General features: G+C 66.8%; 20 protein-coding genes. 15 read left to right on the forward strand and 5 right to left on the reverse strand.

The window, feature by feature from the left end:
* Nucleotides 1–47: 47 nt before the first annotated feature.
* The 5 genes from R8F63_20200 to R8F63_20220 are packed head-to-tail and all read left to right on the forward strand — an operon-like array spanning nt 48 to nt 4,474.
* Entirely contained in the window at nt 48–263 is a 216-nt protein-coding gene (locus tag R8F63_20200) for a hypothetical protein (protein ID MDW3220932.1), read from the forward strand.
* Nucleotides 264–265: 2 nt separating this feature from the next.
* Nucleotides 266–673: a TadE/TadG family type IV pilus assembly protein gene (locus R8F63_20205; protein MDW3220933.1), complete on the forward strand. Its 408-nt coding sequence runs from the start codon at nt 266–268 to the stop codon at nt 671–673.
* Nucleotides 670–1,089 (forward strand): TadE/TadG family type IV pilus assembly protein, encoded by a 420-nt coding sequence (locus R8F63_20210; protein MDW3220934.1) that lies wholly within the window; start codon nt 670–672, stop codon nt 1,087–1,089. Before R8F63_20205 ends, R8F63_20210 begins: the two co-directional genes overlap by 4 nt.
* Entirely contained in the window at nt 1,086–1,502 is a 417-nt protein-coding gene (locus R8F63_20215; protein MDW3220935.1) for a Tad domain-containing protein, read from the forward strand. The genes R8F63_20210 and R8F63_20215 overlap by 4 nt, the downstream gene beginning before the upstream one ends.
* The gene (locus R8F63_20220) at nt 1,499–4,474 is read left to right on the forward strand and encodes a LysM peptidoglycan-binding domain-containing protein (protein ID MDW3220936.1); all 2,976 of its coding nucleotides are present in this window, start codon (nt 1,499–1,501) and stop codon (nt 4,472–4,474) included. Before R8F63_20215 ends, R8F63_20220 begins: the two co-directional genes overlap by 4 nt.
* Nucleotides 4,475–4,589: 115 nt before the next feature.
* On the opposite strand, the gene R8F63_20225 is transcribed toward R8F63_20220, so the two are convergent.
* The 3 genes from R8F63_20225 to R8F63_20235 all read right to left on the reverse strand — a co-directional run bounded on the left by R8F63_20225 (nt 4,590) and on the right by R8F63_20235 (nt 10,230).
* Nucleotides 4,590–9,305 carry a type ISP restriction/modification enzyme gene (locus R8F63_20225; GenBank protein ID MDW3220937.1) on the reverse strand — a complete coding sequence of 1,572 codons (4,716 nt, stop codon included), beginning with the start codon at nt 9,303–9,305 and terminating at the stop codon, nt 4,590–4,592.
* A gap of 230 nt (nt 9,306–9,535) precedes the next feature.
* A complete protein-coding gene (gene ssb, locus R8F63_20230) occupies nt 9,536–9,841 on the reverse strand; it encodes a single-stranded DNA-binding protein (GenBank protein MDW3220938.1) in 306 nt (101 codons plus the stop codon).
* Nucleotides 9,838–10,230 carry a hypothetical protein gene (locus tag R8F63_20235; protein MDW3220939.1) on the reverse strand — a complete coding sequence of 131 codons (393 nt, stop codon included), beginning with the start codon at nt 10,228–10,230 and terminating at the stop codon, nt 9,838–9,840. Before R8F63_20235 ends, ssb begins: the two co-directional genes overlap by 4 nt.
* A 147-nt stretch (nt 10,231–10,377) precedes the next feature.
* Here R8F63_20235 and R8F63_20240 point away from each other — a divergent pair, with 147 nt between their 5' ends.
* Genes R8F63_20240 through R8F63_20265 form a run of 6 tightly spaced genes read left to right on the forward strand, consistent with a single transcriptional unit; the run spans nt 10,378 to nt 15,720 of the window.
* Nucleotides 10,378–10,641: a hypothetical protein gene (locus R8F63_20240; protein MDW3220940.1), complete on the forward strand. Its 264-nt coding sequence runs from the start codon at nt 10,378–10,380 to the stop codon at nt 10,639–10,641.
* Complete coding sequence (locus tag R8F63_20245; protein ID MDW3220941.1) at nt 10,641–11,339, forward strand: hypothetical protein; 699 nt, start codon at nt 10,641–10,643, stop codon at nt 11,337–11,339. The genes R8F63_20240 and R8F63_20245 overlap by 1 nt, the downstream gene beginning before the upstream one ends.
* Nucleotides 11,327–12,607: a hypothetical protein gene (locus R8F63_20250; GenBank protein ID MDW3220942.1), complete on the forward strand. Its 1,281-nt coding sequence runs from the start codon at nt 11,327–11,329 to the stop codon at nt 12,605–12,607. The genes R8F63_20245 and R8F63_20250 overlap by 13 nt, the downstream gene beginning before the upstream one ends.
* Nucleotides 12,604–14,112, forward strand: a complete 1,509-nt coding sequence (locus tag R8F63_20255; protein MDW3220943.1) for an SCO6880 family protein — start codon at nt 12,604–12,606, stop codon at nt 14,110–14,112. Before R8F63_20250 ends, R8F63_20255 begins: the two co-directional genes overlap by 4 nt.
* Entirely contained in the window at nt 14,109–15,431 is a 1,323-nt protein-coding gene (locus R8F63_20260) for a DUF87 domain-containing protein (protein MDW3220944.1), read from the forward strand. Before R8F63_20255 ends, R8F63_20260 begins: the two co-directional genes overlap by 4 nt.
* A complete protein-coding gene (locus R8F63_20265) occupies nt 15,421–15,720 on the forward strand; it encodes a hypothetical protein (protein MDW3220945.1) in 300 nt (99 codons plus the stop codon). Before R8F63_20260 ends, R8F63_20265 begins: the two co-directional genes overlap by 11 nt.
* Here the strand turns inward: R8F63_20265 and R8F63_20270 are convergent, their stop codons facing one another.
* Nucleotides 15,721–16,116, reverse strand: a complete 396-nt coding sequence (locus tag R8F63_20270; protein ID MDW3220946.1) for a DUF2510 domain-containing protein — start codon at nt 16,114–16,116, stop codon at nt 15,721–15,723.
* A 356-nt stretch (nt 16,117–16,472) separates the two neighbouring features.
* On the opposite strand from R8F63_20270, the gene R8F63_20275 reads away from it, so the two are divergent.
* The 4 genes from R8F63_20275 (at nt 16,473) to R8F63_20290 (ending at nt 21,330) form a co-directional block, all read left to right on the forward strand.
* Entirely contained in the window at nt 16,473–17,501 is a 1,029-nt protein-coding gene (locus R8F63_20275) for a hypothetical protein (protein MDW3220947.1), read from the forward strand.
* A 235-nt stretch (nt 17,502–17,736) separates the two neighbouring features.
* On the forward strand, nt 17,737–18,480 hold the full coding sequence (locus tag R8F63_20280; protein ID MDW3220948.1) for a hypothetical protein: 744 nt from the start codon (nt 17,737–17,739) through the stop codon (nt 18,478–18,480).
* Complete coding sequence (locus R8F63_20285) at nt 18,477–20,579, forward strand: type IV secretory system conjugative DNA transfer family protein (GenBank protein ID MDW3220949.1); 2,103 nt, start codon at nt 18,477–18,479, stop codon at nt 20,577–20,579. Before R8F63_20280 ends, R8F63_20285 begins: the two co-directional genes overlap by 4 nt.
* A gap of 70 nt (nt 20,580–20,649) precedes the next feature.
* Complete coding sequence (locus tag R8F63_20290; protein ID MDW3220950.1) at nt 20,650–21,330, forward strand: hypothetical protein; 681 nt, start codon at nt 20,650–20,652, stop codon at nt 21,328–21,330.
* 74 nt (nt 21,331–21,404) lie between these two features.
* On the opposite strand, the gene mobF is transcribed toward R8F63_20290, so the two are convergent.
* Nucleotides 21,405–25,343, reverse strand: coding sequence for a MobF family relaxase (mobF, locus tag R8F63_20295; protein ID MDW3220951.1), 3,939 nt, complete (start codon nt 25,341–25,343; stop codon nt 21,405–21,407).
* Nucleotides 25,344–25,536: the final 193 nt, after the last annotated feature.

A 25,536-nucleotide genomic window follows, 5' to 3' on the forward strand; every position in this document is an offset into this window, starting at 1 on the left:
GACACCGTGTCGGCGACCCGCGAAAGGAAACAAGAACCATGCAGGCGATGCGTGACTACATCGATTTCATGCAACTGGCCGTCGAGTACAACATGACTCTCCTCGGCGTTGACATCCGCGACGAACGCGGTGCCATCTCCACTGAGATGGCGGTAGTGATCGCCGCCATGGTGGCCATTGCCGTCGTCCTCGGCGGGATCTTCATCGCCAAGGCGCAGAGCAACGCCAACAACATCCCCGACACCGTGCCGGCCCCCGCCTGACGGTGAACCGGAACCATGCCCGCATCAAACGGGTACGGCACAGCGAACGAGGGGCCACGGCCACCGAGCTGGCTGTCCTCATGCCTGTGCTGATACTGCTCGTCGTGCTCCCGGTGCAGGTCGGCCTCTGGTGGCACGCGAAACAAGCCGCCGAGACCGCCGCCGAGGAGGCCCTCGACGCGGCCCAGGTTGCCAACGCCACCACCGCCGACGGACAAGCCGGCGCGCACGCGATACTCGGCCAGGCAGGCAACCTCCGCAACGTCTCGGTCGACGTCAACCGCAGCACCGACACCGTGACCGTCGCCGTTCACGGCGACCTCGGCTTCAGCATCTTGCCCGGTGCCTGGTCGGTCACCGCCCGAGCCGTAGGCCCCGTCGAACGCTTCATCCCCGAGGACGAACGATGAGGCGCCGAGGCGAGCGCGGTGCCGTATCGACCGAGTTCGCCGTCGTCATGACCGGGTTCCTCACCGCGTTCATGCTCCTCATCGTGTTCGCCGGCCGGGTCGCCCAAGCCGAGAACGACGTCCGCAGCGCCGCACACGAAGCCGCTCGAGCCGCGAGCTTGGCCGGGTCTCCGGCGCAGGCCGATGCCGACGCCCGTCAGATGGCCGAGGCCAACCTCAGTAGCTCCGGGCTCAGCTGCAGCGACGGGCTCGACGTCGCTGTCGGGCTCGGCCAGTTCCAACCAGGTGGGTGGGTGAGCGTCACCATCACCTGCGGCGCGTCGTTCTCCGACCTCGCCAGCCTCTCGGTCCCCGGCACCCGCAACTTCACTAGCACTGCCACCGAAGTGATCGACACCTACCGGAGCCACCCATGACCTGCCACTCCCACCATGGCGATCGGGAGCGAGGGGCGGTCAGCATCTTCATCGCCGTCCTCGGTGTCGCGTTCCTCATTGTCGCCGGTCTCGCTGTTGACGGCGGCCGCAAACTCGGCGCCCTCTCCGAAGCCCGAGATATCGCCGACAACGCGGCCCGGGCCGGCGCCCAGCACATCGACACCGACGCCTACCGCAGCTCAGGCATCGCCTATCTCGATCCCGGACCCGCCAACCAGGCCGCGGGCGAGTACCTCGCCGCCATCGGCCACACCGGAACCATCACCGTCACCGACGACACCGTGACCGTCACCGTGCAGCTCCGGGTCGACACCCAATTCCTCCCCGGCCCTTGGACCGTGACCGCGACCGAATCTGCCACTGCCGTCCTCGGCGTCCAAGGAGCACCATGATCCGCCGAATTGCCGAACTCATCCGGGGCACTAGTTCGCTCGTCGCCATTGCAGCGCTCACGATCGGTATCCCGGCCGTGCTTTGGCAGCTCGGTGGACTACCTGGCGTCCGCATCCTCGGCACCCTTGGTGACCAGCTCGCCTCCGATACAAGCCGAACTGAAGCACTTCTGTCGGGAACCCTGCTGATCGTCGCTTGGGTCTGCTGGGCACAGCTCGCCTACGCCATCGCCATCGAGTTCGTTGCTGCCGCACGTGGCCAGACTTCACGACAAGCCGCCATACTCCCCGGACTCCAGGCGCTCGCCGCCAGACTCGTCACGTCACTGACCCTGATCTCGAGCTCGATGCTTCCGACCGTGCACGCGGTCGCCGCAGCTGCCCCCCTTCAGCCCGTGATGGCCAGCCCGAGCGAAGTGACGTGGGACGTCGGCACCATCGAGGAGCTCTGGCCGACCAGCGAGACCCGTCCCGCTGAGTCCGCCGTCGCGACCAAGTCCTTCGTCGCCGAGACCCGAGACACGTTCTGGAGTATTGCCGAAGCCACCCTCGGCGATGGGCTGCGCTGGACCGACATCCGAGACGCAAATCTCGGCCGCACCATGCCCGACGGCACGGTCATCACCCTCGGAAGCGAGACGGTCGAGGCTGGATGGGATCTCCGCCTGCCTACCGACGCGGTGCTGCCGCTCAGCGACGAGACGGACGTGGCCGCACCAGTCGAAGTCGACGTGGAACCCGGCGATCATTTCTGGGCCATCGCCGAGAAAGCCATGACCGACGCCTGGGGCCGCGAGCCCAGCGACACCGACGTTGCTCTCTACTGGGCCGACGTCGTCGAGCTCAACCACGACCAGCTCCTCCCACCCGACGACCCCAACTTCATCTACCCCGGCCAGGTCTTCGAGCTGCCCGCGGTGCCCGCCGACCCGTTGGCGCCCGAACAGTCAGCCGTGGAGCCGCTACCGCCGGAGGTCGAGGAGCCCGCGGCACCCGAACCGGCAATCGTCGAACCCGCGGCCCCGACACCAACGGCTCTCGAGGCGCCGACCACAGCTACGGCCGAAGAGGCGAGACCCTCACCGACAGCCCTCTCTGACATATCGATTGACCAGGGCTCGGAATCCTCGGCGCCGTTCGTTGCGCTCGGCGTCGGTGCTCTTGGCGTGAGCGCTGGCGCGTTGGCACTCACGCTTCGCCGACGTCGCGCTCACCAAGCCGCAAGACGCGAGCCGGGAACCCGAGTCGACGAAGCACCACTCGAAGCGGTGGAATACGAGGCTGCCATCCGACCGATCGCCGACACCGAGGCGGCACGCTGGGTCGAGGCAACCAACAAATTCCTCACCCACCGGTTGGCCCAGGCCGACGAGGCCGTGCTCCCCGCCATCATCGCAATGCGAGCCGGTCAGTTCGGCGTCGAGGTCCTGCTCGACGACCCGTGCGATCCACCGGTCGGATTCGTGCGTACGCCGGAAGGGCCGACCACGTGGCGGCTCGACGCTGATCTCAGCTTCGGCGACCTCGAAGCCGAAGCTGCGGGAGCACACCCCTACTCGCCCGGGTTGCTCCCCGTTGGGCGAACGACAGCCGGTGACCTCCTGGTCGACTTCGAACAGCTCGGCGCGCTCTCGCTCGCCGGCCAACCCGAGCGCATCGCAGCTTGGCAACGGGCACTGGCGGTCGCAGCGACTGCAACACCATGGAGCCACGACTGCGAGGTTGTGGCGATCGGCATGCCCGACGACATCTCGCACCTCCCTGACGTGACCGTCCCACCCGACCCGGCTGCGTGGACCCGTGCCTGCGTTGCGGAGATGACGAAGCTCAACGATCGACTCGCCGATTCCCCCTACCGCCAGCGAGTCGCAACCGGTGAAGTCTTCCACCCCCGAATCGTCCTCATTGGCCCCGACCATGACGACGTCGCCCGTCAACTTGGCGATGCGGCGGCGCTCGTGAACACGCCACTCGCCGTTCTCGCAGTCGCAGAACTGCCGGGGGCTGAGAAAGTCCACTTCACCGATGATGGCTGCGTACTCGAACCGTACGGCCTCGCCTTCGAGCCACTTGCCTCGCAGCCGTCGGAGCCAGTGTTGTTGGGCGAGCTGCTGGAGAATGCCGAGACGGAGCCGCAGGCTGCTGCGCCCGACGAGACCGAAGCTGTCCCGCCCGAGAACGGCGAGCTTGAGAGCAATACGGACATCGTCGAGCGGGTCATGGCGCCACGACCGATCGAGGTCGGGATCCTCACCCGACAGCCCAAGGTCCATGGGCTCGAGAAGGAGATCCCGACCAAGCAGCTCTCGGTGTTGTGCTACCTCGCCTACCACCGAGACGTCTCCTCGCAACGACTCCGAGACGCCTTCTGGCCAACGGCGACGAACCGCTCCACCGCTGACAACGCACTCAGCCAGCTCCGAACGGCTCTCGGCACCGGCGACGACGGCGAGCAGCGCCTCACGGCCGCCACCAACACGGGGAACTACGAGCTGAGTGATGAGGTCGGCTGCGACTGGACCCGAGCCTCCGCGCTCATCACTGAAGCCAAGAAGCGTTCCGACGAGGATGCCGCGGATCTCCTTGACGCGGCGCTCAGCGTCCTCAGCGGCAGCCCAGGCGCCGACTGCGCCCCAGGTTCATTCGACTGGCTGAATGAGGATCCGTCGGTGTACCGCCGAATCGAGAGCGAGGTCGTTGATGCCAGCCACAGGCTTGGAGAGATTCTCCTCGACCAAGGGAGGGCTGATCAGGCTGCCGAGGCGGCGGATCGCGGACTCATCCTCGTGCCCGGACACGAGGCGCTCTACCGGATCAAGCTTCGTGCCGCGACCGCCGAGAGAGCGTTCGACGAAGTCGAGTTGCTGTACAGCGAGCTCTGCGCTCGCCTCTCCGATGGGGGTTGCTGGGAAACGCCGGACAAGGAGACAGAAGCGATCATCGCCGCCGCCAGGCTTCAGCGAGCGAGTTGATCAGACGGTTCGGAGATGCCGCGACACCCCTCATCATCGGGTTGGTCCAGCGGAGGGTCTATGGGCACTCCGTCGGCCTCGCAAACCGTAGGGCGTAGGCAGGCAAGCGGGCGATTTACAGGGCCAGCTTGGGCAGAGCAGCGATGATGTCGAGTGTCTTCATCGAGACGGTGACGACCCGCCCGACGAGGTCGAGGATGTAGGTGGGGTCGTCGTGCTCGGTGGCCCAGTCGTTGGGGTCGTTGGTGATGCCGGATGCCTTGTCGGTCTTGATTCGCCACGACTCCATCACCCAGGCAATTGCGGAGCGCGATCCCAGTTCGTAGCCATACGCCGCCTCCGGGATGCCCTCGATCGTGATGCGGTCGTTGTAGACGATCCGGGTCCGGTCGTCGACCTTGGCCCCGGTCGCCGGGTCCGTGACCTTCGGGTGCTTCATCTTCGTGATCCGGTAGGCATCGGCGCTGGCGGGGTCGAACCCGTCGGCGGTCACGAAGGTCAGGTCGGGCCACACCTCAACGTCCTCGTACTCAGTGTGAAGCGTGGCCAGCCCGCGGCCAGCGTTCGAGAATCCCCAGAAGCCCTCGGCTGTCGGCACCTGCGGGATACGTGGAAGCGACTTCTTCAGGTCGGCAGCGAAAGCGGTGCGATAGGCAGGTGAGTGCAGGATGCCGTAGACGTAGAAGAAGATGTCGTCCTTCTCGATCGTCTGATCCAGTGCGCGGTACACGCCCAGGGCGTGGTCAGTGACGTTGTGCTGCCACCCAAGCTCTGGCGTGAAGAGCCCAGGGGGCTGGTCGGACGCCGAGCTAGGCGGATCGAAGACTCGGTGGGCGAGCATGAGAGTGGCGCTTGAGGCGTACAGCCCGGAATCGATCACGCGATTTGTCATCAGGGCGGAGAAGGGCGGGGCCATCGAGCCCGGCGGGGGAACACAGATCGCCAGGGTGGCGGCGGCTCGGTTGGGGTACAAGCGCCTTGCGAGCGACGAGCGGTTCACGAGGGCAGGAGCCGCGTTCACCGATCGCGGGTGGAACGGCCGGTAGAGTCCCTCCAGGACGTCGATGTCCGTGCGAGGGTCGTAGGGACGCCCACTTGCCAACCGGCGGTAGTCCCGATCGGTCCACTTGAACAGCCTCTCGGAGCGGAGCTCAGATGGGAGCGTCGCTTCGGTAAGTCCGGCGCGAACTGCGTCATTGAAGACGTCGATCATCGCGGCCTGCCGGATCAACAACTGGGACTCCGAGCTGCTGAAACTCCAGGCATCTCTCCCTGTCTTAAGCCCTGTCGACCGAAGACCGAACAGGGATGGCCCTCCGTCCTCCGGGAGTGCAGACAGGTGCTCGGTGAACGAGTCGGATCGCTGGTTGATCCAATCGCCGTACACGTTGGGTGCCAGCGTCTCCCATGGCTCCTCGGCGATCGAAGGAGGTCTATCGACGGCGGGCAGGATCGACTGTGCCAGGGTGCTGAGCTTCTCGTCTCTGGTGAGACGTTCCCCGATCTCTCGGTAGTGGAGCACAGCACCGGAATCGGCCGCTGCGCCGGGTTCCTTCACCATCAGCGAGATGGCCACCGTCGCTTGGCTCCCAGCATCGAAGATCTTCCCTCCCTCCTTCCGCCAGTCGCTCTTGCGCTGGTTGCCGCGAAGGTTGAAGACGTAGAGGTGGTGGAACTCTTGAGCGACGGATAGCCGAAAGCCATCGAACGTGTTGTCATCGATGAACCCGCCATTGGTCACGAAAGCGACGATGCCTCCGTGCGGCGACCTGAGCAGCCGGTCAGACGCCCACCGGAACGCGCGGACGTACGAGTCATAGAGGCTGTTCTTGAGCTTGGCTGTCGATCGGTTGGCATAGGTCGACGTGATCGAGGCGTCGAGCTGTGGGTACTTGAGGTTGGCGTTGTCATCGTTGGCTGATTCCTGCCCGGCTGAGTAGGGCGGGTTGCCGAGGATCACACGGATATCGAGCTTCCGTTGGGCGACGGCGCGCTCGTTGTTGACCGGGAATACGTCGAGCGCGCCAGACCCTTCCCCGGCTTCACCGAGCTGGAACGTGTCGGCGAGGACGATGCCGGGGAACGGCTCGTAGCCCGGATCGGTGCTGCCGAGGCGGGCGGCCTCCTGCCGGTAGGTGGCCTCGATATTCACTGCGGCGATGTAGTAGGCGAGGAGCAGGATCTCGTTGGCGTGCAGTTCGCCAGCGAACTTGCGGGCCAGGTCGTGGGGCTTGATGAAGCCGGACTGGATCAGTCGCGCAATGAAGGTCCCGGTGCCGGTGAAGGGGTCGAGGACATGCACCCCCTCGTCGGACAATGACGCTCCGTCGAAGTGCTCGTGTAGGGCGGCTTCGACGGCGCGGATTATAAAGTCGACGACCTCAATGGGCGTGTAGACGATGCCGAGAGAGTCGGCAACCTTGGGGAAGGCGATCTTGAAGAACCGGCCGTAGAGGTCCTTGATGATCTTCTGACGGGCTTCGCCATCGTCCGGATGGATGCCCTCGACCCGGCGCTGGATCGAGCGGTAGAAGCCGTCGAGCTTTTCCGTCTCGGCCTCGAGGTTGTGGGCGTCGAGCACCTCGGCGATCCCTGTCATTGCCTGCGAAACCGGGTTGGCGGTGGCGAAGGAGTCGTCGCCGAACAGAGCGGTGAAGATTGGGCGAGTGATGAGGTGTTGGGACACCATGCTGACGGCGTCGTCGTCGCTGATGCCGTCGTTCAGGGTGGCCCGCAGCTCCGTCACGAACTCGTCGAACGACGTTTTCGCCGCCGGCTGGGCCGCGAGGATCGAGCGGATCCGGGTCTCGTGGCTGGCGGCGATGGCGGCGACGTCGCGGGCCCAGTCTTCCCAGTAGGTGCGTGTGCCGACCTTGGCGACGATCTTCGAGTAGATCGCCCCGGTCCACTCCTCATAGGTGAACATCGACCCCTGCTCGATGTCGGGTCCGTCGACGGGGACGACCACGACCTTGCCGTCGGGATCGGGGCCACCTGTGCCGAGAGCGATCTGGTTGATGTAGGCGTTGAACCGCTCGTCGTGGGCGCGTAGCGCCTGGAGTACTTCCCAGACAGCGTCGTAGTCCTTGTTCTTGTCCAGCGCCGTCGCCGGGTCAAGACCTGCTGGAACTGCGACGGGGAGGATGACGTAGCCGAGCTGCTTGCCGGGCGGCTTGCGCATCACGCGCCCGACAGCTTGGACGATGTCGATTCGGGACTTGCGGGGGGTCAGGAACATCACCGCGTCGAGCGCCGGGACGTCAACACCTTCAGTGAGGCACTTGGCGTTGGTGAGCACGCGACACTCGCCCTCGGGCGGGGTCTCCTTGAGCCAGCGGATGTCGGCCCTACGGGACGAGATCTTGTCGGTGCCGTCGACGTGGCGAGTCGGGACTCGCAGAGGAGCGATGTCCTCGCCGTCAGACTCGAGCTGGTCGAAGTAGGCCTCGGCCACCTGGTCGAACTGGGAGGCGAACCGCTCGGATTCTTTGATGTTCGACCAGAACGCCACGGCTCGCTGCATCGGCATTTCACCTGGTCTGAATCCGGCGCCGCCCTGGCCCGGGAGCTTGGCCAGGGCCGAGAGGCAGCCGACGAAGCGGGCCACATCCGGCAAGGTCATGATGCCGTCTCCTTCGGAGAGGAGCTGCTGGAACGAGTTGGAGATCGCCGTTTCGTTGACGGCCAGGATGAGCACTCGGTAGTCAGCCAAGAGGCCCTGCTCGACGGCCTCGCCGAAGCCGAGCCGGTGGAGCTCGGGACCGAAGAAGTCAGCGTCGTCCATGCTCGCGAGCACGGCGTCGTGCTCCGCGGCGGCGTCTCTCGCGTTGGGCTTGAACAGGCGGGGCGTGGCGGTCATGTAGAGCCGTTTCGCTGCCGGTATGCGGGTGTCATCGTGGACGATCGAGAACACCTTGTTGGCCTCGCCCACCGATGCCACCCCAGCCGTGCGGTGGGCTTCGTCGCAAATCACCAAGTCGAAGACCAGGCCTGTCTCGCTCTGCAGGGTTTCGATGACCTCGATCGACTGGTAGGTGGAGAACACCACCGTCATCGTCCCGTCGTCGGGCTCGTGGACGTTCGCCTCGACCAGCGCCGAAGGGTCCGTCGTGGCCGGGATCACCACGTCGTGGGTCGTGGCGTTGTCAGCCGTGTCGGCCTTCCCCGCCGTCGCATCCGAACACACGGCGAACGGCCGAATCGCCACGGTCGCCTCGGCGGTCCACTCCTTGAGCGACTGGGCGACAAGCGCGATGGACGGAGCGAGGAACAGCACCGACTTGCCGGGACCCGCCACATCTTCTGCGATCCGCAGGGCGGTGAAGGTCTTTCCGGTGCCACAGGCCATGACCAGCTTGCCCCGGTCGTATTCGGCCAGGCCGGCCCGCACCTTCTCGACCGCGACCTCCTGGTGAGGGCGAAGGACGTGGCGGGCGGTGGCTTTCAGGCCCTTCGGGTTGGTGATGTCGTAGGTCGACCAGTCAACGGTCATCGCGTCGAGGTGGTCGACACCGAGCCGCTCGATTGGAATCGTGTGGCCCTCGAGGGCCTCTTCGGCGTGTTTCGACCACTTGTCGGTGGTCGATACGATGATCCGCCGTGCCCAGTGCGCTTTCGAGGACTCCGAGATGAACGAGTCGACGTCGCCCTTGTCGAGGGTCGCCTGGGGGTCGTAGCACTTGCACTGGATGGCGATGAGCCCGCCATCGGGCGCTCTGGCCACCAGGTCGACGCCGATGTCTACCGTGGTCTTCCCCGGCCACTCCTCCCACAGCCACACGTCGGTGAACTGCTTGGCGAAAGTCCGGTCGGTCCTGAACGCGTGGGCCATCAGCTCCTCAAACCGGTCCCCCTTTTGCTTCTCTGTCGTGGAGCTGGCCCTCAGCCGATCCAGTACCTCTTCAACCGGCGTCAACTGTCAAGCCCTCGGTTCGCACCATCGAACGAGTCTGGCACGGCTGGGAGTACTGAGCGTGCAGTCTCCAAGCGTGACAGAAGAGATCCGTCGGCCCTAGCGTCGCCTAAGCGACTTCCGTCCCCGATCGCCGCCGGGGCCGCAGGTCAGGGGCCTTCGAGGAAGTCGACCTCGGTGGCAGTGACGAGGTATCGAGTGCGCTTCTCGCCCGTCGTCGGGTCGGCCCACTGCTTCTGGGTGAGCCGGCCGGCGACGAGGACGTGACGGCCCTTGGCGAGGTGCTGGTAGCAGACGCCGGCGAGGTGGCCCCAGGTGTCGACGTCGATCCAGAGGCGGCCGGCCTTGGCGCCGCTGCGGCCTGAAGCGAGTCGGAACGAGCAAACGACGCTGCCGTTGGCTTCTTTGCGAACCGGATCGTCCTCGAGCCTGCCGGCGATGGTGATGTGGTTCATGGGGTGTTCCCTTCGTTGGAGATGCCGGGAAGTTCGAGCTGAACTGATGGCGATGGCGCCCCCTGGCGGCGTGTACGACGCCGTGTCGGCTCAGCTGCTTCAGGCGGTCGAGCGCCGAGCGAGCTGACTCGGCGGAGTCGTTCGATTGCAGCTACGACTTGGTCTCGTTCGAAGCCATCGCCGCCGCTGGCCAAGAGATCGAGGTCCGCGCCGAGCTGGCCCGGTGGCCTGGGTAGATCGCCGAGTAGTCCGAGGACCTTGTCGAGACGCCCGGGGACTGGCGGGTCGCCACGGCGGATGCCGTCATAGATGGCGACGAGCTGGCGGGCGGGCTCGGAGATCCTGGCGAGGTCGATGACCTTGGCGTCGAGGCTGTGTTCGGTGTCCATGTCGAGTCCAGGGACCTGGGATTTCGGCAAGCGCGACGAGATCGCAGGAGTTCTCTGTCGCGTTCGGGTCGGGTTGGTGTCCCTGGTGGGGTGTCTCAACGAGAAGGAGGTCTGCACGTGGCTCGATCATTCGGTGGCGTTGGCGGAGTGCTGGCGCAGGTGGATGCAACACCCGATAACGGATTCCCGGGGGCCGATCTGGCCCAGGATGTTCTGAACTGGCTGATGTGGCTCGGCCTGGCCGGGTCGCTCGCGTCGCTGCTGATCGGCGGTGCCGTATGGGGGCTGTCGCAGGTCACGGGCAACTCGATGCAGGGCGGTCGCGGTCGGGTGTTCGCCCTCGGCGGTGCAGCTGGTGCAATCGTCGTCGGACTCGCTCCGACGATCGTCGACGAGCTGTCGGGGCTGTGATGCGACGGCTCCTCCGCAGACTGCGCCTTCCTCTCGCACTCGCGATCGTGGGCTACCTCGGATACTTCTTCGGGCAGGAAGACTCGGTCACGCGCATCGAGAACAGCCCGCCGACATCGCTGGGCTCGGAGATATCGACGCAGTCGACCATGCCGTCTTCAGCATCCGCGGATGGAGTGCTGCAGGACGCTGGCGTCCCGACGCCGCCGGATTCCGAGTTCGCTCCAACGGAGGAAAGTACCGTCACCGCCGCGCTTCGGTTCCTCGAGCTGACCGAGGACGTTGTGGCGATGACGCCGGTCGAAGGGGCGGCACTGCAGCGGTCGATCTCGACCGAGGCATCGGCCGATCGTCTCGCTGCCCAGGTTGAGGCCACGCTCGCCGACGTCGAGCTCTCGGTGCCTGGCGGGTTGACCGCCCATGTGGCACCGCTCGGTACGTCGGCTCGTCCGGCAGGCGACGGGTGGGAGGTCTCGGTCTGGTACGTCGAGGTGCTCGTCTACGGCGACGAGTTGGCCGTCGAGCAGTGGCGCACAGCCACCTACACCGTCGAGTGGGAAGCGGGGGAGTGGCGCATGGCCGATCTCGTATCTCGTGATGGGCCCACGCCGGTCCGGCCAGCCTCGACCGTTGCGTCGCCCGCAGCGGAGCTCATCTCTGAAACCGCTGGGCTGAGCGACGAGGGGTGGGGCTCGTGATCCTGGCCATCGACCTCAACCCGATCGACGACGTGATCGACGGCGTCGGCGGCCTCATCGGTGGCGCCGCCGAGGCAGCCGGCGAGTCCGTCCTGAATCTCGTGGTCGAGTTCGTCTTCGGCCTCATCGCCGATGCCGTCACCGCGGTGACTGACTCGATCATCACGGCCATGAACGCCACAACCGGTGTCGACCTCGACGGCGGCTTCTTCAATGCGGTGACGCCGATCCGTCAGGTCGTGCTCGGCATGTCGATGGCGTTGCTCCTTGCCTTCTTCCTCGCCGCAGTGATCCGATCGCTTGCCGCCGGCGAGCCAGGCGCGATCATCCGCACCGCTCTCGTGGACGTGCCCGCCTCGATCCTGCTGATGGTGATGTCAGTAACGGTCGCCTGGATACTGATCAGGATCGTCGACGCCGCGTCGCTGGGCGTGACCGGCGATGTCGGTGAGGCGATGGGCGAGTTCTCGGCCTCGCTGGCCGCCGTCAACCTGCTCACCGGCGCGGGGCTGCTCGGGATCATCTTTGGTCTGCTGTTCGTGATCGGCGCCCTGCTGGTGTGGCTGCAACTCTTGGTGCGCTCGGCCCTGATCTACATCCTGATCGTGCTCGCCCCGCTCGGCTTCGCCACCCGGGCGCATCCCGGCACCCGACAGATCGCCCGCCGCACCATCGAGATGGGCGTGGCGCTGATCCTGTCGAAGTTCGGCGTCGCCGTGGCCTTCGGTGTTGGCGCAGCGGGGATCGAGTCGAGCAATGGGATCGGAGCAGGCGAGGAGGTCGACCTCGCGGGCATGATGACCGGAGTTGCCGTCATGTTGATGGCGGCGTTCATGCCCTGGTTGATCTGGAAGGCCTTCCCGCTCGTCGAAGCGGCAACCGCAGCGGCCGGTGTGGAACGTGCCCCCATGCGATCGGCAGTGGCCGGCGCATCGATGGCGGTTGCGGCGACGGTTGGGATCTCCAAGCTCGCCGGCACCGGAGGAGCCGGTGGAGCCTCGGGGGCAACGGGTGGCGTCGGAGGTGCTGGCAGCTCGCTCGGAGCGGTGCCTGTCATCGGCGGCGGAGGATCGAGTCCTGGATCTGCGGCGCCGTTCGGCTCTCCTCGCTCGGGCGGTCCCAGGTCGGGCGGTGGAGCGGCATCGGGCGGCGGGCCGGTGGTTGTGTCGGCGCGGCAGCCGCAGGAGTCGACGACTCCGGCATCCGGAGCCGGTGGATCGGATAGTGGACAGGCACCGCCCCTCGGCAGCGAGAGGCGTCAGGTATGACCACGACGTCGGTTCGCGAACCCCGCCGGTTTCGGCTGTCGCCGGTCGATCGCACCGGATGGATGTTCGGGCTCGGTCTGGTGCAACTGCTCGTTATCGCCGTCGGCGTGACACTGGGTGCGGTAGCGATGGTGCTCGTCTCGCCGCTGGCCGGAGTGCTGGTGCTGGCGGTCGCAGCGGGTCTTGGAGCAGCCCGAGTCGGCGGCGAGTCAGTCGTCGGCCAGCTCCCGCTCGGCGCGCAGTGGCTCAAGACGAGGACACGACCACCTGCCACCTGGTTCGAGCCGGTTCCCCTGTTGGGAGGCGATGGCGACGTGTCGCTTCCCCCACCGTTTGAGGATCTCGACGTCCTGATCGTTGACGTAGCCCACCTCAGCCTGGGGCCGCCCGGGACGCGGGCGGTGGTCACTCACGACACTCGGGCCGAGACGGTCGCCGCCACGCTGCGGGTGACGGGCCGGCAGTTCAGCCTCGTCGAGCCGATCGAGCAGGAGTGGCTCGTCGATGCTTGGGGCCGGTCGATCGGTGCGTTCGTGTCCGAACGCAACCCCGTGGTCAGCGTGCGCTGGGCGCAATGGGCCGCGCCGGCCGGGCTCGATGAGCACCGGACGTGGCTGGCCGAACAGATGGCCGCCGACCCGCTCGACGACGTGCGAGCCGCCTACGAACGACTGCTCCGAGAAGCCGGCTCGCACACCACGCGTCACGAAGTGCTCGTGACGGTGACCCTCGCCGTGGGCAAGGTGCGCAAGAAGCGGGACGAGACGGACCGACTCCACGCCGCCGTCGAGGCTCTCCTCACCGAACTGCGCCTCTTCGGGCACCGCCTCGAAGGCAGCGGGCTGACCGTCTCCGGAGTGCTGTCACCGTCGGAGTGGGCCCGGGCGATGCGACTCCGACTGGATCCTTCGCAGCGGATGGTGCTCGACACCCGATCCCGAAGCCTCGGCGAGACCGCAGGAGCGACAAGTCCCAGCAACGCGATGCCCTCGGCCACCACGAGCACCTGGTCTGCGTGGCAGACCGATGGCGTCTGGCATCGAGCGTTGCGGGTTACCGAATGGCCCCGCCTCGACGTCGACGCCGCGTGGTTGTCCGACCTCATGCTTTACGCCGGTTGTGTTCGGACCATGGCCGTCGTTCTCGAACCGCTCTCGCGGTCGAGAAGCCAGCGGACCGTCGTCCGCGACTCCGCCAAGATCGAATCCGATGCCATGCACCGAGCCGAGAAGGGGTTCCGGGTCGGCGCCCACCATCGGCGAGCACGCCAGGCCGTCGAGGAGCGAGAAGAGGAGCTCGTCAGCGGCTGGGGCGAATTCGTCTACGTCGGCATCCTGGTCGTCACCGCATCAACCCTGGAGGACCTCGACGACGCCGTTGCCGAGCTGACCCAGATCACTGGGTCACTCGGCATGGAAACCAAGCCGCTCCACGGCCGCCACGACCTGGCGATGGTCGTCACCTTGCCCGTTGCCCGAGGCGTCGTCCCGAAGGAGTGGCTGTGACCTCCCTGCTCAGCCGTTGGCGCACGCCCGGACTTCGGCTACCCCGGCACCGGGCCACCAACGCCCACGTCAGCGCCCTCTACCCGTTTCACGCCGGCGTCGGCCTCGGCCCGCGAGGCATCTACGTGGGCGAAGACGTCTCCGCAGGCGGCACCGCGTGGTGCTATGACCCGTTCCAGGCCTACACCGACGGGCTCATCACCTCGCCGAACATTCTCGTGCTCGGCATGGTCGGGTCGGGTAAGTCATCCGCGGTCAAGACCTTGCTCTACCGGTCGATCGGTCTGCTCGGATCCCCGGGCGGGCGTCCGCGTTGGTGCGCAGTTCTCGACCCCAAGGGCGAATACGGGCCGCTCGCCGACGCGCTCGGACTCGCCCGCATTCGTCTCCACCCCGGGGGACAGACCCGCCTCAACCCGCTCGACGCCGGCCCGGCCATGACCGACGTCGACGAACTGCGGACTCGACGCTCGCAGATGGTCGCTGCCCTCGCCGCTTCAGTGCTGCACCGGGAGCTGACCCCGCTCGAAGACGCTGCCCTCGGCTGGACGGTCGACGCCGTCACCAGCGAGCGGTCCGGGCCAGAGCCGACGCTCGCCGATGTTGTTGACCTGCTGGTCAACCCAACCGACGATATGACCCGACGAGCCCAGGCTGAAACGGCCCGGGACCTCGCACGCGACATCCAGAACGTCCGCCACGCCCTCGGCAAACTTCTCGACGGTCAGCTCCGTGGGATGTTCGACGGCCACAGCACCGAGCGGCTCGACTGGACCGGTCGAGGCGTGGTCATCGACCTTTCGGCCGTTCACCAGGACACAGCGGCACTCACCGCCGTGATGATCGCAGCGACGGGATGGCTGCAGTCGCTCCTCGCCGCTCCGGAGTCGGACCACGTTCCCCGGCGAGTCCAGGTGCTCGAGGAGATCTGGGCGCTGCTCGGCTCCGAGCGTGTGGCGAAGTACTACCAGTCGTGCCAGAAGCTGGCGAGGTCCTACGGGGTGGCCAACATCAGCGTCGCCCACCGGATCGCCGACCTCAGGGCCCAGTCCGACGACGGCACCTCGGCAGCGAAGGTGTCGATGGGAATCCTCGCCGACACCCAGACCCAGATCTTGTTCCGTCAATCCAGCGATCAGGTCTCGGAGGCGACCGAGATGCTCGGACTAAGCACGTACCAGGCCCAGCTGCTCCCCCAGCTCGTGCGGGGCCGGGCTCTGTGGCGGGTCGGAGACCGAACCGCCGTTGTCCAGCACCGCATCGGGTCGGCCGAATGGGCGATCTGCGACACAGACCAGAGGTTGAACCTTGATCGATGACCTTGCTCCCGACATGGTGCCGACCCGGCCGCTGCGCAACTGGCTCCTCGCCTGGCAGCTCTGGACCGGCGACCCGCCTCTGGTCATTGCTCGCGGGTTCGGGCTTGATGCAGTGCTCGTCTCCGAGCTACTCGCCGACGGGCATCCACGGATGCTGTCCGTCGATGTGGCCGATGCCGTCGCTGACGCCCTCGACGTGCCCGCCGATCGGGCTTTCGGTCGAGGCGGATGTGATGAAATGTGGTCCGAGCTGCCTGAGAGACTGGCCTCGGCGCTGCGTCACTTGTGATCAGCCGTCGACGTGCTCGGTCCACCGCAGGCCGTTCCACCACCGCCACTCATATAGTCCCGATGGATCGCTGGCCCATCCGGCACGAAGCCGGGAGGCCGCCCGTCGGCTGATCCGACGAGGCCGTCGACCCGCGACGATGTCGGCCGGAGCGAACCCGGCTCGGGTGAGCTGGTTGCGGTAGACCCGCACGAGCTGGCGCGCCGCTGCATGCGCTGCGGGCGTCCACCTGTCGAGCGGGAGTCCAGCGAGCCAGTGGCCGTAGGCCACGTGGTCCGAGCTGAAGCCGTGGCCATCGCGTCGGACGGCACCGTCGCACACGGACGCGAGATAGCGAACGGCGACAACGGCGGTGGCATGGCGTGGCGAGATGGGTCGGTAGGGAGTCATCGGCACGCGCACGTCCTCTTTTCCATCTGGGGATAGTTGCGAAGCACTGTGACAGGACTGGGATACGCACTCGTGCCGTGGCATTGAGCGACGAAGTAGTGATGCCGATCTGACCACCGAGCACGCCCCAAGGAAGCGTCGGTTTGGGTCGTTCTGGCGCCTTGGCATCCCGAGCGAGGGCTGGTGACTCGCTCGCAAGGGGGCTCATTGGCGTCACCGTCAGCACTCCGCAGCACCACGCCGCAGCGCCACACGTCCGAAGACCGCGCTGGGTCACGAACTGCAAGTTCGGCGTGAACCGCGTCGGTAGGATGTGGTCCCCCGCTGCCGAGCGAGGCGAGGGCACACGCCGAAGGAAACCAATGTCGGATCAGATCGAGGCTGCCTACTACTACCCCGCCCCGTACTGGCACCCAGACGAGAGCGGCTGGATCAAGACCCTGCTCCTCTTCTTCGACGAGATTGACATCCTCCTCCCTGGGTACATGTACGGGCGTCACCACGTTGCCGACCCGAGCATGGCTATTCCGCTCGAGGAGCTCGGTCTGCTGCGCGTCCTCGAGCCCAAGACTTGGGTCACGGGCGACATCGCCCTCAAGCTTGCAGAGGTGATGGTGGAGCTCCTTACCGCCGGCGTCTTCGACGACCTGCCCGAGACTCAGCACTTTGCTGAGCTGTCGCAATCCCGAATCGGCTACGGCGCTGACGTAGAGCTGGCGGACATGCTGGTCGAAGAGTTGGAGGCGAGGGCGCTGGCCAGGCCCAGCGAGGACGGGGTATCCATCCCGCTGCACCCTGTTGTTCGAACGACCATTCTCGTCCTACTCGGACAGCTGGCAAGACTGGCCTCTGCCTCGCAGAACGTCGTCATGAACCCCACGACAGGTCATGGCGCTGCCGTCGCGGATCTGGTGGCGCTCCTCTCACGTGAGCCGCTGCCGTCGGCCCACAGCGTTGTGTCGCTCGATCTGGAGCCGGTCACGTTCGATCTTGATCCAGTCCCGCTGGACGAAGTTCTCGAGTTTCGAGCGAGTCACGGGCCAGAGCACAAGACATACATGCGTGACCTCCGGCGGTTCCTCGCCGAGCTTTGCACCGTCCCCGAGAAGGGTGACCGGATGCAGCTTCTGCTCGAGCGTCGACAAGAGCTTGCCGATAACGCTCATGATCTCCAACGCAGCTCAAGGGCCGCACTTGGTCGGAATCTATCGTCGTGGTCTCTGGGCCTGGCGGGCGCCGCTTGGAGCGCCGCCTCCGGTGATCCGATTGGGATGGCGTTGGGCACCGCGGGCTTGGTCGTTCCGCAGGTCGTCGGTGCTGCCCTTCCCGAGCCTCAGCCCGTGGCCGCGTACTCGTATCTGTTCAGCGCCCAGCGGCAATTCGCCCGCTGACCGCCCGAGTCGCGGGAGCCGCGGCGAGATTTCGCCGGAATTCCTGGCGTTGATCGGACTAGTAGTTCCGCACTCCGTCTCGAGACAGCGAGTCGGGTTTCAGGTCGCAGATACCAACGAAGTAGGTGGACCGGTAGGTCGCTGACCAGTTTGTTCGCCGGAATCCCGAAGTGGTAGCCGGGCCGGTAGGAGGAGCCGTAGGTAGTCCGGGAGGTGGGTTTCGCACGGTTCGGTCATGGCCGAACGTGTGGATCTTCTGGGGTTGCTTGACACCGAGTGGGAGCAACTCGTCGAGTGCCCGTCGACCCGTCGGCGGCTTCGCCGCTGGCAGGTCGACCAGCCGCCGCTGCGGGGCGTCGTCGACCTACCGAACCTCCTCCAGCGGGTCGACGGAGCTGAGCTCGACGAGTCGACCGAGATGGTGTGGGCCCTGCTCGAAGTGGTCAGCCGGAGCGATGAACTTGCAGCCCGCACGGTGCTCCAGGTGATTGTCCCCGGCCTGGCAGGCGAGATGGGATGGTTGGTGTCATGGGCACGTCGAGTTGCTCCCGACATGCTTCGCGACGGCGAGATGGACCAGCTGGTCGTGATCGCTGGTGTCGAAGCTGTCCGGCACGCTGCGGGCACCCGGCGAGCATGGCCGATCTCATCGATGCTGCGCCGGGTCCATCGGACGTTGGTGAGGGAGACCCGTGCGATCGAGGCCTGGCTGCGGTCCACGACCGTCCTCGATGAGATGTGGGCTACCGCGTCGCCGGAGAATGGCGGGGTCTCTCCTGGGACGGCGCTGCTCGACGTCCTTGTCCGAGCCTGCGGCGCCGGGGTCGTGTCGACGGATGAGGTGCGGTTGCTTTGGCTGATGGACGTCGAGGGCTACACGACCGCCGAGCTCGCTCCGGACCTCGGGATCTCGCCTCGGGCGGTTGCTCAGCGTCGGCTTCGTGCCGAGCACCGCCTGATCGACCTCCTCGCGTCATGACCGAACGTTCCCGGTCGGCGCCGCTGGGAGGGGACGAAGCTGTCGTTGCGTTGATCGTCGTGGTCGGGGTCCTGTGCGCAGTCGTGTGGAGCGGTGCTCAGGTTGCTTCGTTGTTGTCGACCGGGCACTTCGTGCGCGCCGGCCTGGGTGATGCGATGAGCGCAGCGATCCGACTTCCGGACAACGCTGTTCAGCCGGCCGGTGCGTGGAGCGACCCGGCGGTCAGCGGGCACCTGCCCGGACCCTTGCTGTATTGGGCGTCCACCGCGCTTGTCGGGGTGGTTGAGCTGGCGGGGGCGGTGTGGATGTGGCTCAAGCTGTTCTCGTCGTCGATCGGTACCAAGCAGCGGACTCGCCTCGGCGTGCAGGTGGGGGCTCGGCTCGCCGCTCGCGCCGACCTAACGCCGCTGATTGTGGCCGGGCCTGAGGTCGGCCGCTTCGTGTTCGGGTGCCTCGACCAGCGCACGCTGCTCGCAACCGAGAACGGCCAGCCGAGCAAGCGGCGCCGACCCAACAAGCGCGTCGGCCGCCGCACTGCGGTAGCCATGATCGGCCCATCTCAGTCCGGGAAGACCAGCGCAGTGGTGGCCGGCATCCTCGACTGGAATGGACCGGCGCTGCTGTCATCGGTCAAGAACGATCTATTCGACGAGACCATCGCCCGCCGCCGGCAGCTCGGTGATGTCTACGTGTTCGACCCGATGCGGACCATCCCTCGCCTCCCCGATGGCGTGAAGCGGGTTGGATGGTCGCCCCTGCACGCCGCCCGCACGGTGTCCGGCGCGATCGAGATCTCGACAGCGCTTCTCGACGCCGCGCCCAAGGACGGTGTCACCAACGGCAGCTACTGGACCTCGAAGGGCCAAGCGCTGCTGTGGCCAATGCTGTTCGCAGCCGCGCACGACCCCGACCTCACCATGGCCGACGTCGTACGGTGGCTCTCATCTCAGGACGGCAACCCCCAGCCACCAACGGGTGGTCCCGGCGGGAACGGCGCCCCGCAGGTTGACCCTGACCAGTTTGGTGAGATCCGAACGATCCTGCGCCACTACGCGGCTACGGGCGAGGAGCGGGTCGCGATCCAGGCCAAGCACACCCTCGATCAGTTCGACGGATTCTTCCGCCTCGACCACCGCACCCGTTCCGACATCTACTCGACGTCCCAGACCCTCGTGCAGCCCTGGGAGGATCCGAACATCTCCTACGCCTCCTCGCCCGCCGTTGGTCCAGTTGCCGACCTCCGCCAGGTGCTCGAGGGCGCCAACACCCTCTACGTATGCACACCGCTCAAGGACGCGTCGAGGTACTCGGTCGTGTTCGGCGGTCTCCTCGGAGCGCTGTTGCGGGACCAGGCCTACGACGTCGCCAACCGATACGGCAAGCGGCTCCCTGGGCTGCTGTGCATCATCGACGAGGCCGGCAACACACCACTTCGGTGGTTGCCTGAGGTCGCTTCGACGTGTTCGGGGATCGGGGTGCAACTCGTCACGGTGTGGCAGTCGAAGGCACAGATCGACGCCACCTACCAGAACCAGGCCGACCCGATGCTCACCAACCACGCCACCAAGATCTTCTTCGCCGGCGCGTCGGACACCTCGACGCTGCGGTATGTCACCTACCTCGGTGGAGAAGAGGAGGTCACCCAGCGGACGGCGAACGCCGACGCCCACTTCGGCGGGTACAGGCGCGGTGTCGGCGACAGCACTGTGCATCGACCGCTGCTGCCAGCCGAGGTGCTCCGGCAGGCCGAACCCGGCCACGCGATCCTCTTCCATGCCACCCACCCGCCCGCACACATCCAAGGCAGATGGATCGGCGACGACGCTCGGCTGGCTCGTATTGCTGCAGGCGCGGAACCGAAGCCGGAGATCGTCTTGGACGACGAGCTGAAAGCGGCGCTCGAGCACGACGCGACACCGCCGATAGAGGTGCTCCGGCATCTCGTCTCGTCAAGGGCTGCGTCCCATGGAGGCAGTTCGCCGGAGCCCACTCGGGGCTTGCACCCCTGGCCGTCCAACGTCACAGCCACTGATTCCAGATCGGACCCGCCGCCGACCGCGTTGGCACGTAAGAGCCCCGAAGGCCGTCACGGTCGGTAGAGGAAGGGGACCGTCGCCCGACGCGCTACGTCGGCATCGCGGGGCTAGGTGCTGTGCGAACATGGTCGGCATGGATGACCAGCGGGCCCTTGATCAACTCGACGCCCTCATCGCCAAGGGCGAGGCCGTCCCCTTGCGCCCCGCGGGTGAGCAGTGGACGAGCGGAGAGCGGCGCGTGGAACCCCGGCCGTATGCCGAGTGGCGCTCGCAGAGCCTTGCCTTCGCTCGATCAATCCTCCGCGACGGTCACACCTACCTACTCGAACTTGAACGAGTTACCGAGCCCACGATCACGAATGACAATCAGGACCCGCAGGCGGACCAGCGCGAGAGCGGCGTCGGCGTCCTCCAGGCGATCCGGGAGGACGTGGCCAACGGTTACCTCTCCGACTTCCGGAGCCTTATCGCCGCTGAGGTCTTCACCGACTTCCTAGACATGGCCGACCATCTCCTTGGCGCCGGCTACCACCACGCTGCGGCGTCGCTGGCCGGCGCTGTGTTGGAGGACAGCCTTCGCCGAGAGCTGACCGCGCGGGGAGTCAAGGCCACGGGCAACCTCGAATCGATGAACCAGATCGCCCTCGACCAAAGGGTCTACGGACCGCTTGTCTTCAAGCAGGTCAAAGTTTGGATCGACATCCGCAATGACGCCGACCACGGCAACTGGGACAAGGTCGAGGCCGAGCGGGTCGAGTCGATGGTGCGGGATTTGCCCGGGTTCCTGACTCGCGACCTTGGCACGGCTGGCTGATCTATTTCGACTGTTCTTGAACCTCTACCGATCCCGGGGGAATACAGGGTGGCCCGAAGTGAAGCGACGGGGTACTAGCGATCTTGGGCGAGGTGTGTGCTCAGCGTGGGTTGGAGCGCTTGAGCTGCTTCGAGCCATGCGGCGCGAAGCGGTGCCTGGCCGGGTTCGGGTCCCAGTGCTGGGTTGAGCTGGCTGAGTGGCCCGTCGGCTGGTGTCTTGCCGAGCGCGGCATGGCGGAAGGTCTCGATGATCGTTGCCCGGTGGTCCCACAACGGGTTGCTGCCGGGGTGCTCGTCGAGGGCCTCGATGAGGTAGGGAGCGGGGTTCTCGACGGCGGCTCGGATGCGGGGCTCGAGGGCCGTGTCGGTGACAGCGATCTGGTGGCGGATGGTCGCGAGTGCTTCGGGAGTTCGGGCACTGGAGCTGGCGAGGTGTTCGAGGGAGGCGAGTCGCTCTCGGCTCGTGGCGTGTTGTCGTTCGGCGTCTGTGAGGCGTCGGCGGGCGAGCTCGAATCGGTCGGGGTCGTGTCGTCGCGACCGGGGTGTGCTGGCCGCCTGAACTTCTGCGCGGGCGGTTGCGAGGTCGATCTCGCTACGGCGGTGCGTGTAAACCGCAAGTTTGTAGTCGTGGCGGAGGAGTCGGGCGTCGGGTGCGGGTTTTTGGTGGGCTTGGGCGACGAGTTCGTTGCGTCGTCCTGCCAGCTCACTGGTGCGGATGTCGGCGAGGTGCGCTGCTTGAGCGTCGAGGAGCGCGCGACGGGTGTCGTCGTGGTCGGCTCGCTGCGAGGCTGGCGCCCCTGCTGTGGGCGGGTGGGACAGGAGTGTGCTGGCGTAGTCGGGATCCCAGCGCGCCCGGTAGAGGGCGTGGCGGGTGGCGGCGTCATCCCACAGGGCCGGGTCGGGGTGGTCGTGTCGCGGGCCGAGGGCTGCCTCCAGTGTTGGCGACGGGTCAACGGTGGCCAGCCGGGTGATGCGTGCGGTGACGATGGTGGCTGCTTGGCGAGAGATGGCGTCAGTAGTGGCTTCTAGCTGAGCGAGTGGGCGGTTGGTGGCCTCGAGGATGGCGGCGATGTCGGGTGCTCGGGTGGTGGCGACTTCGGAGGGTCGAGTCTTGTCGAGTTGATGAGTGAGGGCTTCGATTGGGTCGTCGTGTCTGGGGTCGATTCGGGGGAGCCGGGGGTCGGTGTCGGTAGTCGAGGGTTCTCGGGTGATGGTGTAGAGGCGGGCGTCGTGGGTGCCTCGGGTGAGTCCGACGTAGACGGCGTCGGGTTGGCTGGTCTCGGTGGCGAGCATGCGGCCGGCGGCGTAGGTGTCGCCCTGGGCGGCGTGACTGGTGAGGGCGTACGCAGGGGCGATGCCGCCGGTGACGCCGGGGCGGATCTCGGTGGTGAGCCAGTCGCTGGGCACGTTGATCGAGCCGCGGTGATCGAAGTCGACGGTGAGGTGGGTGTCGTCAATGGCGGTGATGGTGCCGGTAGTGCCGTTGCGGATGTAGTTCTTCGGGTCGCCTTCGGGGTGGAGGTGGCGGTTGGCGGCGCGGGCGATGACGTGGTCGCCGACGTGGAAGGTGGCTTCGCCGATGGTGACGCCGGGTCCGGTGAGCGTGCCGTCGGATCGGAGCAGGGCTTGGGCTCGCGCGTTGAGAGCGCGGCGTTCGGTGTGGTGTTCGGCGATCATGCGGCTGGGCCGGTCGGAGTGGATCTGTTGGTCGAGGTACCAGTCGGCGGCGAGGGCGTCGAGGAGCTCGCCGGTGTTGGGGGCGGTGACGATGCGTTGGTTGGCGTCGAGGCGGGCGATGGCATCGGCGACGCGGCCGTTGCGGTAGTCGGCGTTGGCGAGACGGACGTCGGTCATCTCAGGGGCGGATTGGCGGCGGTTCTCGACCAGGGTGGGGGTGCGGTTGGGGTGCCGGGCGACGAGCTCGGCCCACATCCCACCAGCGTCGACCGAGGAGTGTTGGTGGGGGTCGCCGATGGTGCGCATGGCGGCGCTGGCGGTGTCGACGTGGTGGGCGAGGCGGGCGTGGTGGCGGTTGCCGAGAGTGGAGGCTTCGTCGACGATCACAACGCTGCGCTCGCTGAGAATGGGGTCGGGGGCGGTGTCGAGTCGGGTGACGAGCCCGGCGACGGTGCGTGACGGGATGCCGGTGGCGCGTTGGAGCACCTCGGCGGCGGTGCCGTTCACGGCGGCGCCGATGACCTTGTAGCCGGCGGCTTCCCAGGCTCGGGCGGCGACTTCGAGAGCGGCGGTCTTGCCCGATCCCGCGGGGCCGACGACGGCTTGGTGGCGGTCGCCGGATCCGCAGATGGCATGGATCATGGCCTTCTGGTCGTCGCCGAGGGGGTGGCCGCTGGCGGTCTCCCACCTCGCGATCTCGGTGTCGATGGTGCGGGCTGGGACGACTGCGGTGTGGGTGTCGTGGCCGGACTGGTAGCTGTTGGCGATGGCTTTTTCGAGGCGGATCATGGTGGGGGTCGTGTAGAGCTGTCCGCCGACGCCGACCGGTTTGTGGTCGCCTGCTTCGAGGGGGATCGCTTCGACGGAGTGCAGCCAGGCGTCGGCGTGGTGTTCGACCTCGTCAGCTGAGAGGCGCCCACCGGCGTGGTCGACGGTGGTCTGGATGACGTCTCGGCGGTCGAAGATCGCCTTCTGTTCGGTGACGCCTTCAGGTCCGGCGAGGTGTCGGCGGAGCCGGTCGGTGTCGGCGGGGGTCCAGAGTCGTGTGGGCGGGGCGGTGGTGGCGGCGTGGAGTTCGGCGGGTCCGAAGCCGTGGGTGGCGAGGCGTTCGGCCCAGGCTTGGCGGAGGGCGGTGGGGTCGGTGCCGGTGGTCTTGCCGGCGCGGGTCATCAGGGCGGCTTGTTGGCGGGCGCGGGTGGAGTGGCTGCCGAGTTCGTTGGTGAGATTGAGGATCTGTTGGCGGCGGGTGGACATGGCCCGGATCGCTTCGTCGCTCACGCCTTCGACGTTGGCGATCCCTCGGTGGGTGGCGGTCCATGCGATTCCCTGCCGGTTGCAGGCGTGCTGCATCTCGGCCTCGGCGAGGTAGCCGGCGGTGGTGGCGTGCACGAATAGGCCGCGGCCGTCGAGGGCCTGGACGCGGCCGTCGGGGCCTGTGCCCATGTTGGCGATCACGACGTGTTCGTGGAGCTGGGGTTCGAGTTCTCGGTTGGTCGAGTGCCGGTAGGAGGCGGCGATCATCTCGCCAGCGGGTTCGGAGCCTCGGCCTCGGCGAATCCACACGGCGTTGGCCTCGAGGTATGCGAGCCCTCGGGCGACGCCGGCCTCGAAGGCCTCCTCGACGAGGGCCTGAACCTCGGGGCTGCCGGTGGCCCACAAGATCGACAGCGACTTCGGCGCCGAGAACGTGACGTCGTAGGCCATCACGACCTGGGGGACCTGCCGGTCGGCGATGAAACGCTCCACCTCGGCGCGAGTCGCCATCCACTGCCCATCGAGCTTCTCCGCCGACAAGTAGGTGCCCGACCGGGCACCAGTAGATGATCCTGAGCGGCCAGTAGATGGCGCCTCGGGCGCAGTAGATGGATCGTGTTCGGCCTGTTCAGCTGCGGTGCGACGAGCAACGCGCCGGAGGTAGGCGTCGGCGACGCCGACGAGCTTGGCGGCCTCGGTCATCGTCAAAAGCTCGGCCGGATCACCGTCGCGGTCGGCCCTCGGGTGATGCTTGGCTCGCCCGGCGGACCCGGTCGCCGCTACCAGCTGGTCGCCGGTGAACGGGTCCTGGCCGAGAAGGACGCGGCTGAACTGTTGCGGATCGACTGTGTCACCGAGGGCTTCGGCTCCGACGCCACGCCAGCGACCGGCCTGTTCGGGTGCATCCGAGTAGTAGCCGCCTTGGCCGGTGGCCGATCCGCTCAGTGCGGGTGCAGGGTCGCCTTTCGTGCCGGGGCGTGCGCGGTCGCCGTCGATCCCGCCTTCGAGGTAACTGACGATGTCTCTGGCGGCGCCCTTGGTGCGGTCGGCTCGAGCGCCGAGCGCCGTGACGCTCACCAGCACGGCGGCCGCCGACGAGCTGAGGTTTGCATGCCCTATCCAGGGACACCTCGACGGCATGAACGCGACAGCGAGCATCGCCGACTTCGAGCGTGGGAGTCACCTACTGGTACCCGGAGGTTCTCGGAACCTCCAGATGTGTCTCGGCGCTTTCTTGGAGGGCAGTAGATGCTGGGCCGGCGGCGGATGTGGGGGT

The organism is Acidimicrobiales bacterium, from assembly GCA_033344915.1.
In the GTDB taxonomy this organism is placed as follows: domain Bacteria; phylum Actinomycetota; class Acidimicrobiia; order Acidimicrobiales; family Aldehydirespiratoraceae; genus JAJRXC01.

Excerpts from the sequence above, each read along its gene's own strand:
- R8F63_20200 (MDW3220932.1), top strand. The coding sequence starts at position 48 with ATGCGTGACTACATCGATTTCATGCAACTGGCCGTCGAGTACAACATG.
- R8F63_20210 (MDW3220934.1), top strand. The coding sequence starts at position 670 with ATGAGGCGCCGAGGCGAGCGCGGTGCCGTATCGACCGAGTTCGCCGTC.
- R8F63_20215 (MDW3220935.1), top strand. The coding sequence starts at position 1,086 with ATGACCTGCCACTCCCACCATGGCGATCGGGAGCGAGGGGCGGTCAGC.
- R8F63_20220 (MDW3220936.1), top strand. The coding sequence starts at position 1,499 with ATGATCCGCCGAATTGCCGAACTCATCCGGGGCACTAGTTCGCTCGTC.
- R8F63_20225 (MDW3220937.1), bottom strand. The coding sequence starts at position 9,305 with ATGGCCCACGCGTTCAGGACCGACCGGACTTTCGCCAAGCAGTTCACC.
- ssb (MDW3220938.1), bottom strand. The coding sequence starts at position 9,841 with ATGAACCACATCACCATCGCCGGCAGGCTCGAGGACGATCCGGTTCGC.
- R8F63_20235 (MDW3220939.1), bottom strand. The coding sequence starts at position 10,230 with ATGGACACCGAACACAGCCTCGACGCCAAGGTCATCGACCTCGCCAGG.
- R8F63_20245 (MDW3220941.1), top strand. The coding sequence starts at position 10,641 with ATGCGACGGCTCCTCCGCAGACTGCGCCTTCCTCTCGCACTCGCGATC.
- R8F63_20255 (MDW3220943.1), top strand. The coding sequence starts at position 12,604 with ATGACCACGACGTCGGTTCGCGAACCCCGCCGGTTTCGGCTGTCGCCG.
- R8F63_20275 (MDW3220947.1), top strand. The coding sequence starts at position 16,473 with ATGTCGGATCAGATCGAGGCTGCCTACTACTACCCCGCCCCGTACTGG.
- R8F63_20280 (MDW3220948.1), top strand. The coding sequence starts at position 17,737 with ATGGCCGAACGTGTGGATCTTCTGGGGTTGCTTGACACCGAGTGGGAG.
- R8F63_20285 (MDW3220949.1), top strand. The coding sequence starts at position 18,477 with ATGACCGAACGTTCCCGGTCGGCGCCGCTGGGAGGGGACGAAGCTGTC.
- R8F63_20290 (MDW3220950.1), top strand. The coding sequence starts at position 20,650 with ATGGATGACCAGCGGGCCCTTGATCAACTCGACGCCCTCATCGCCAAG.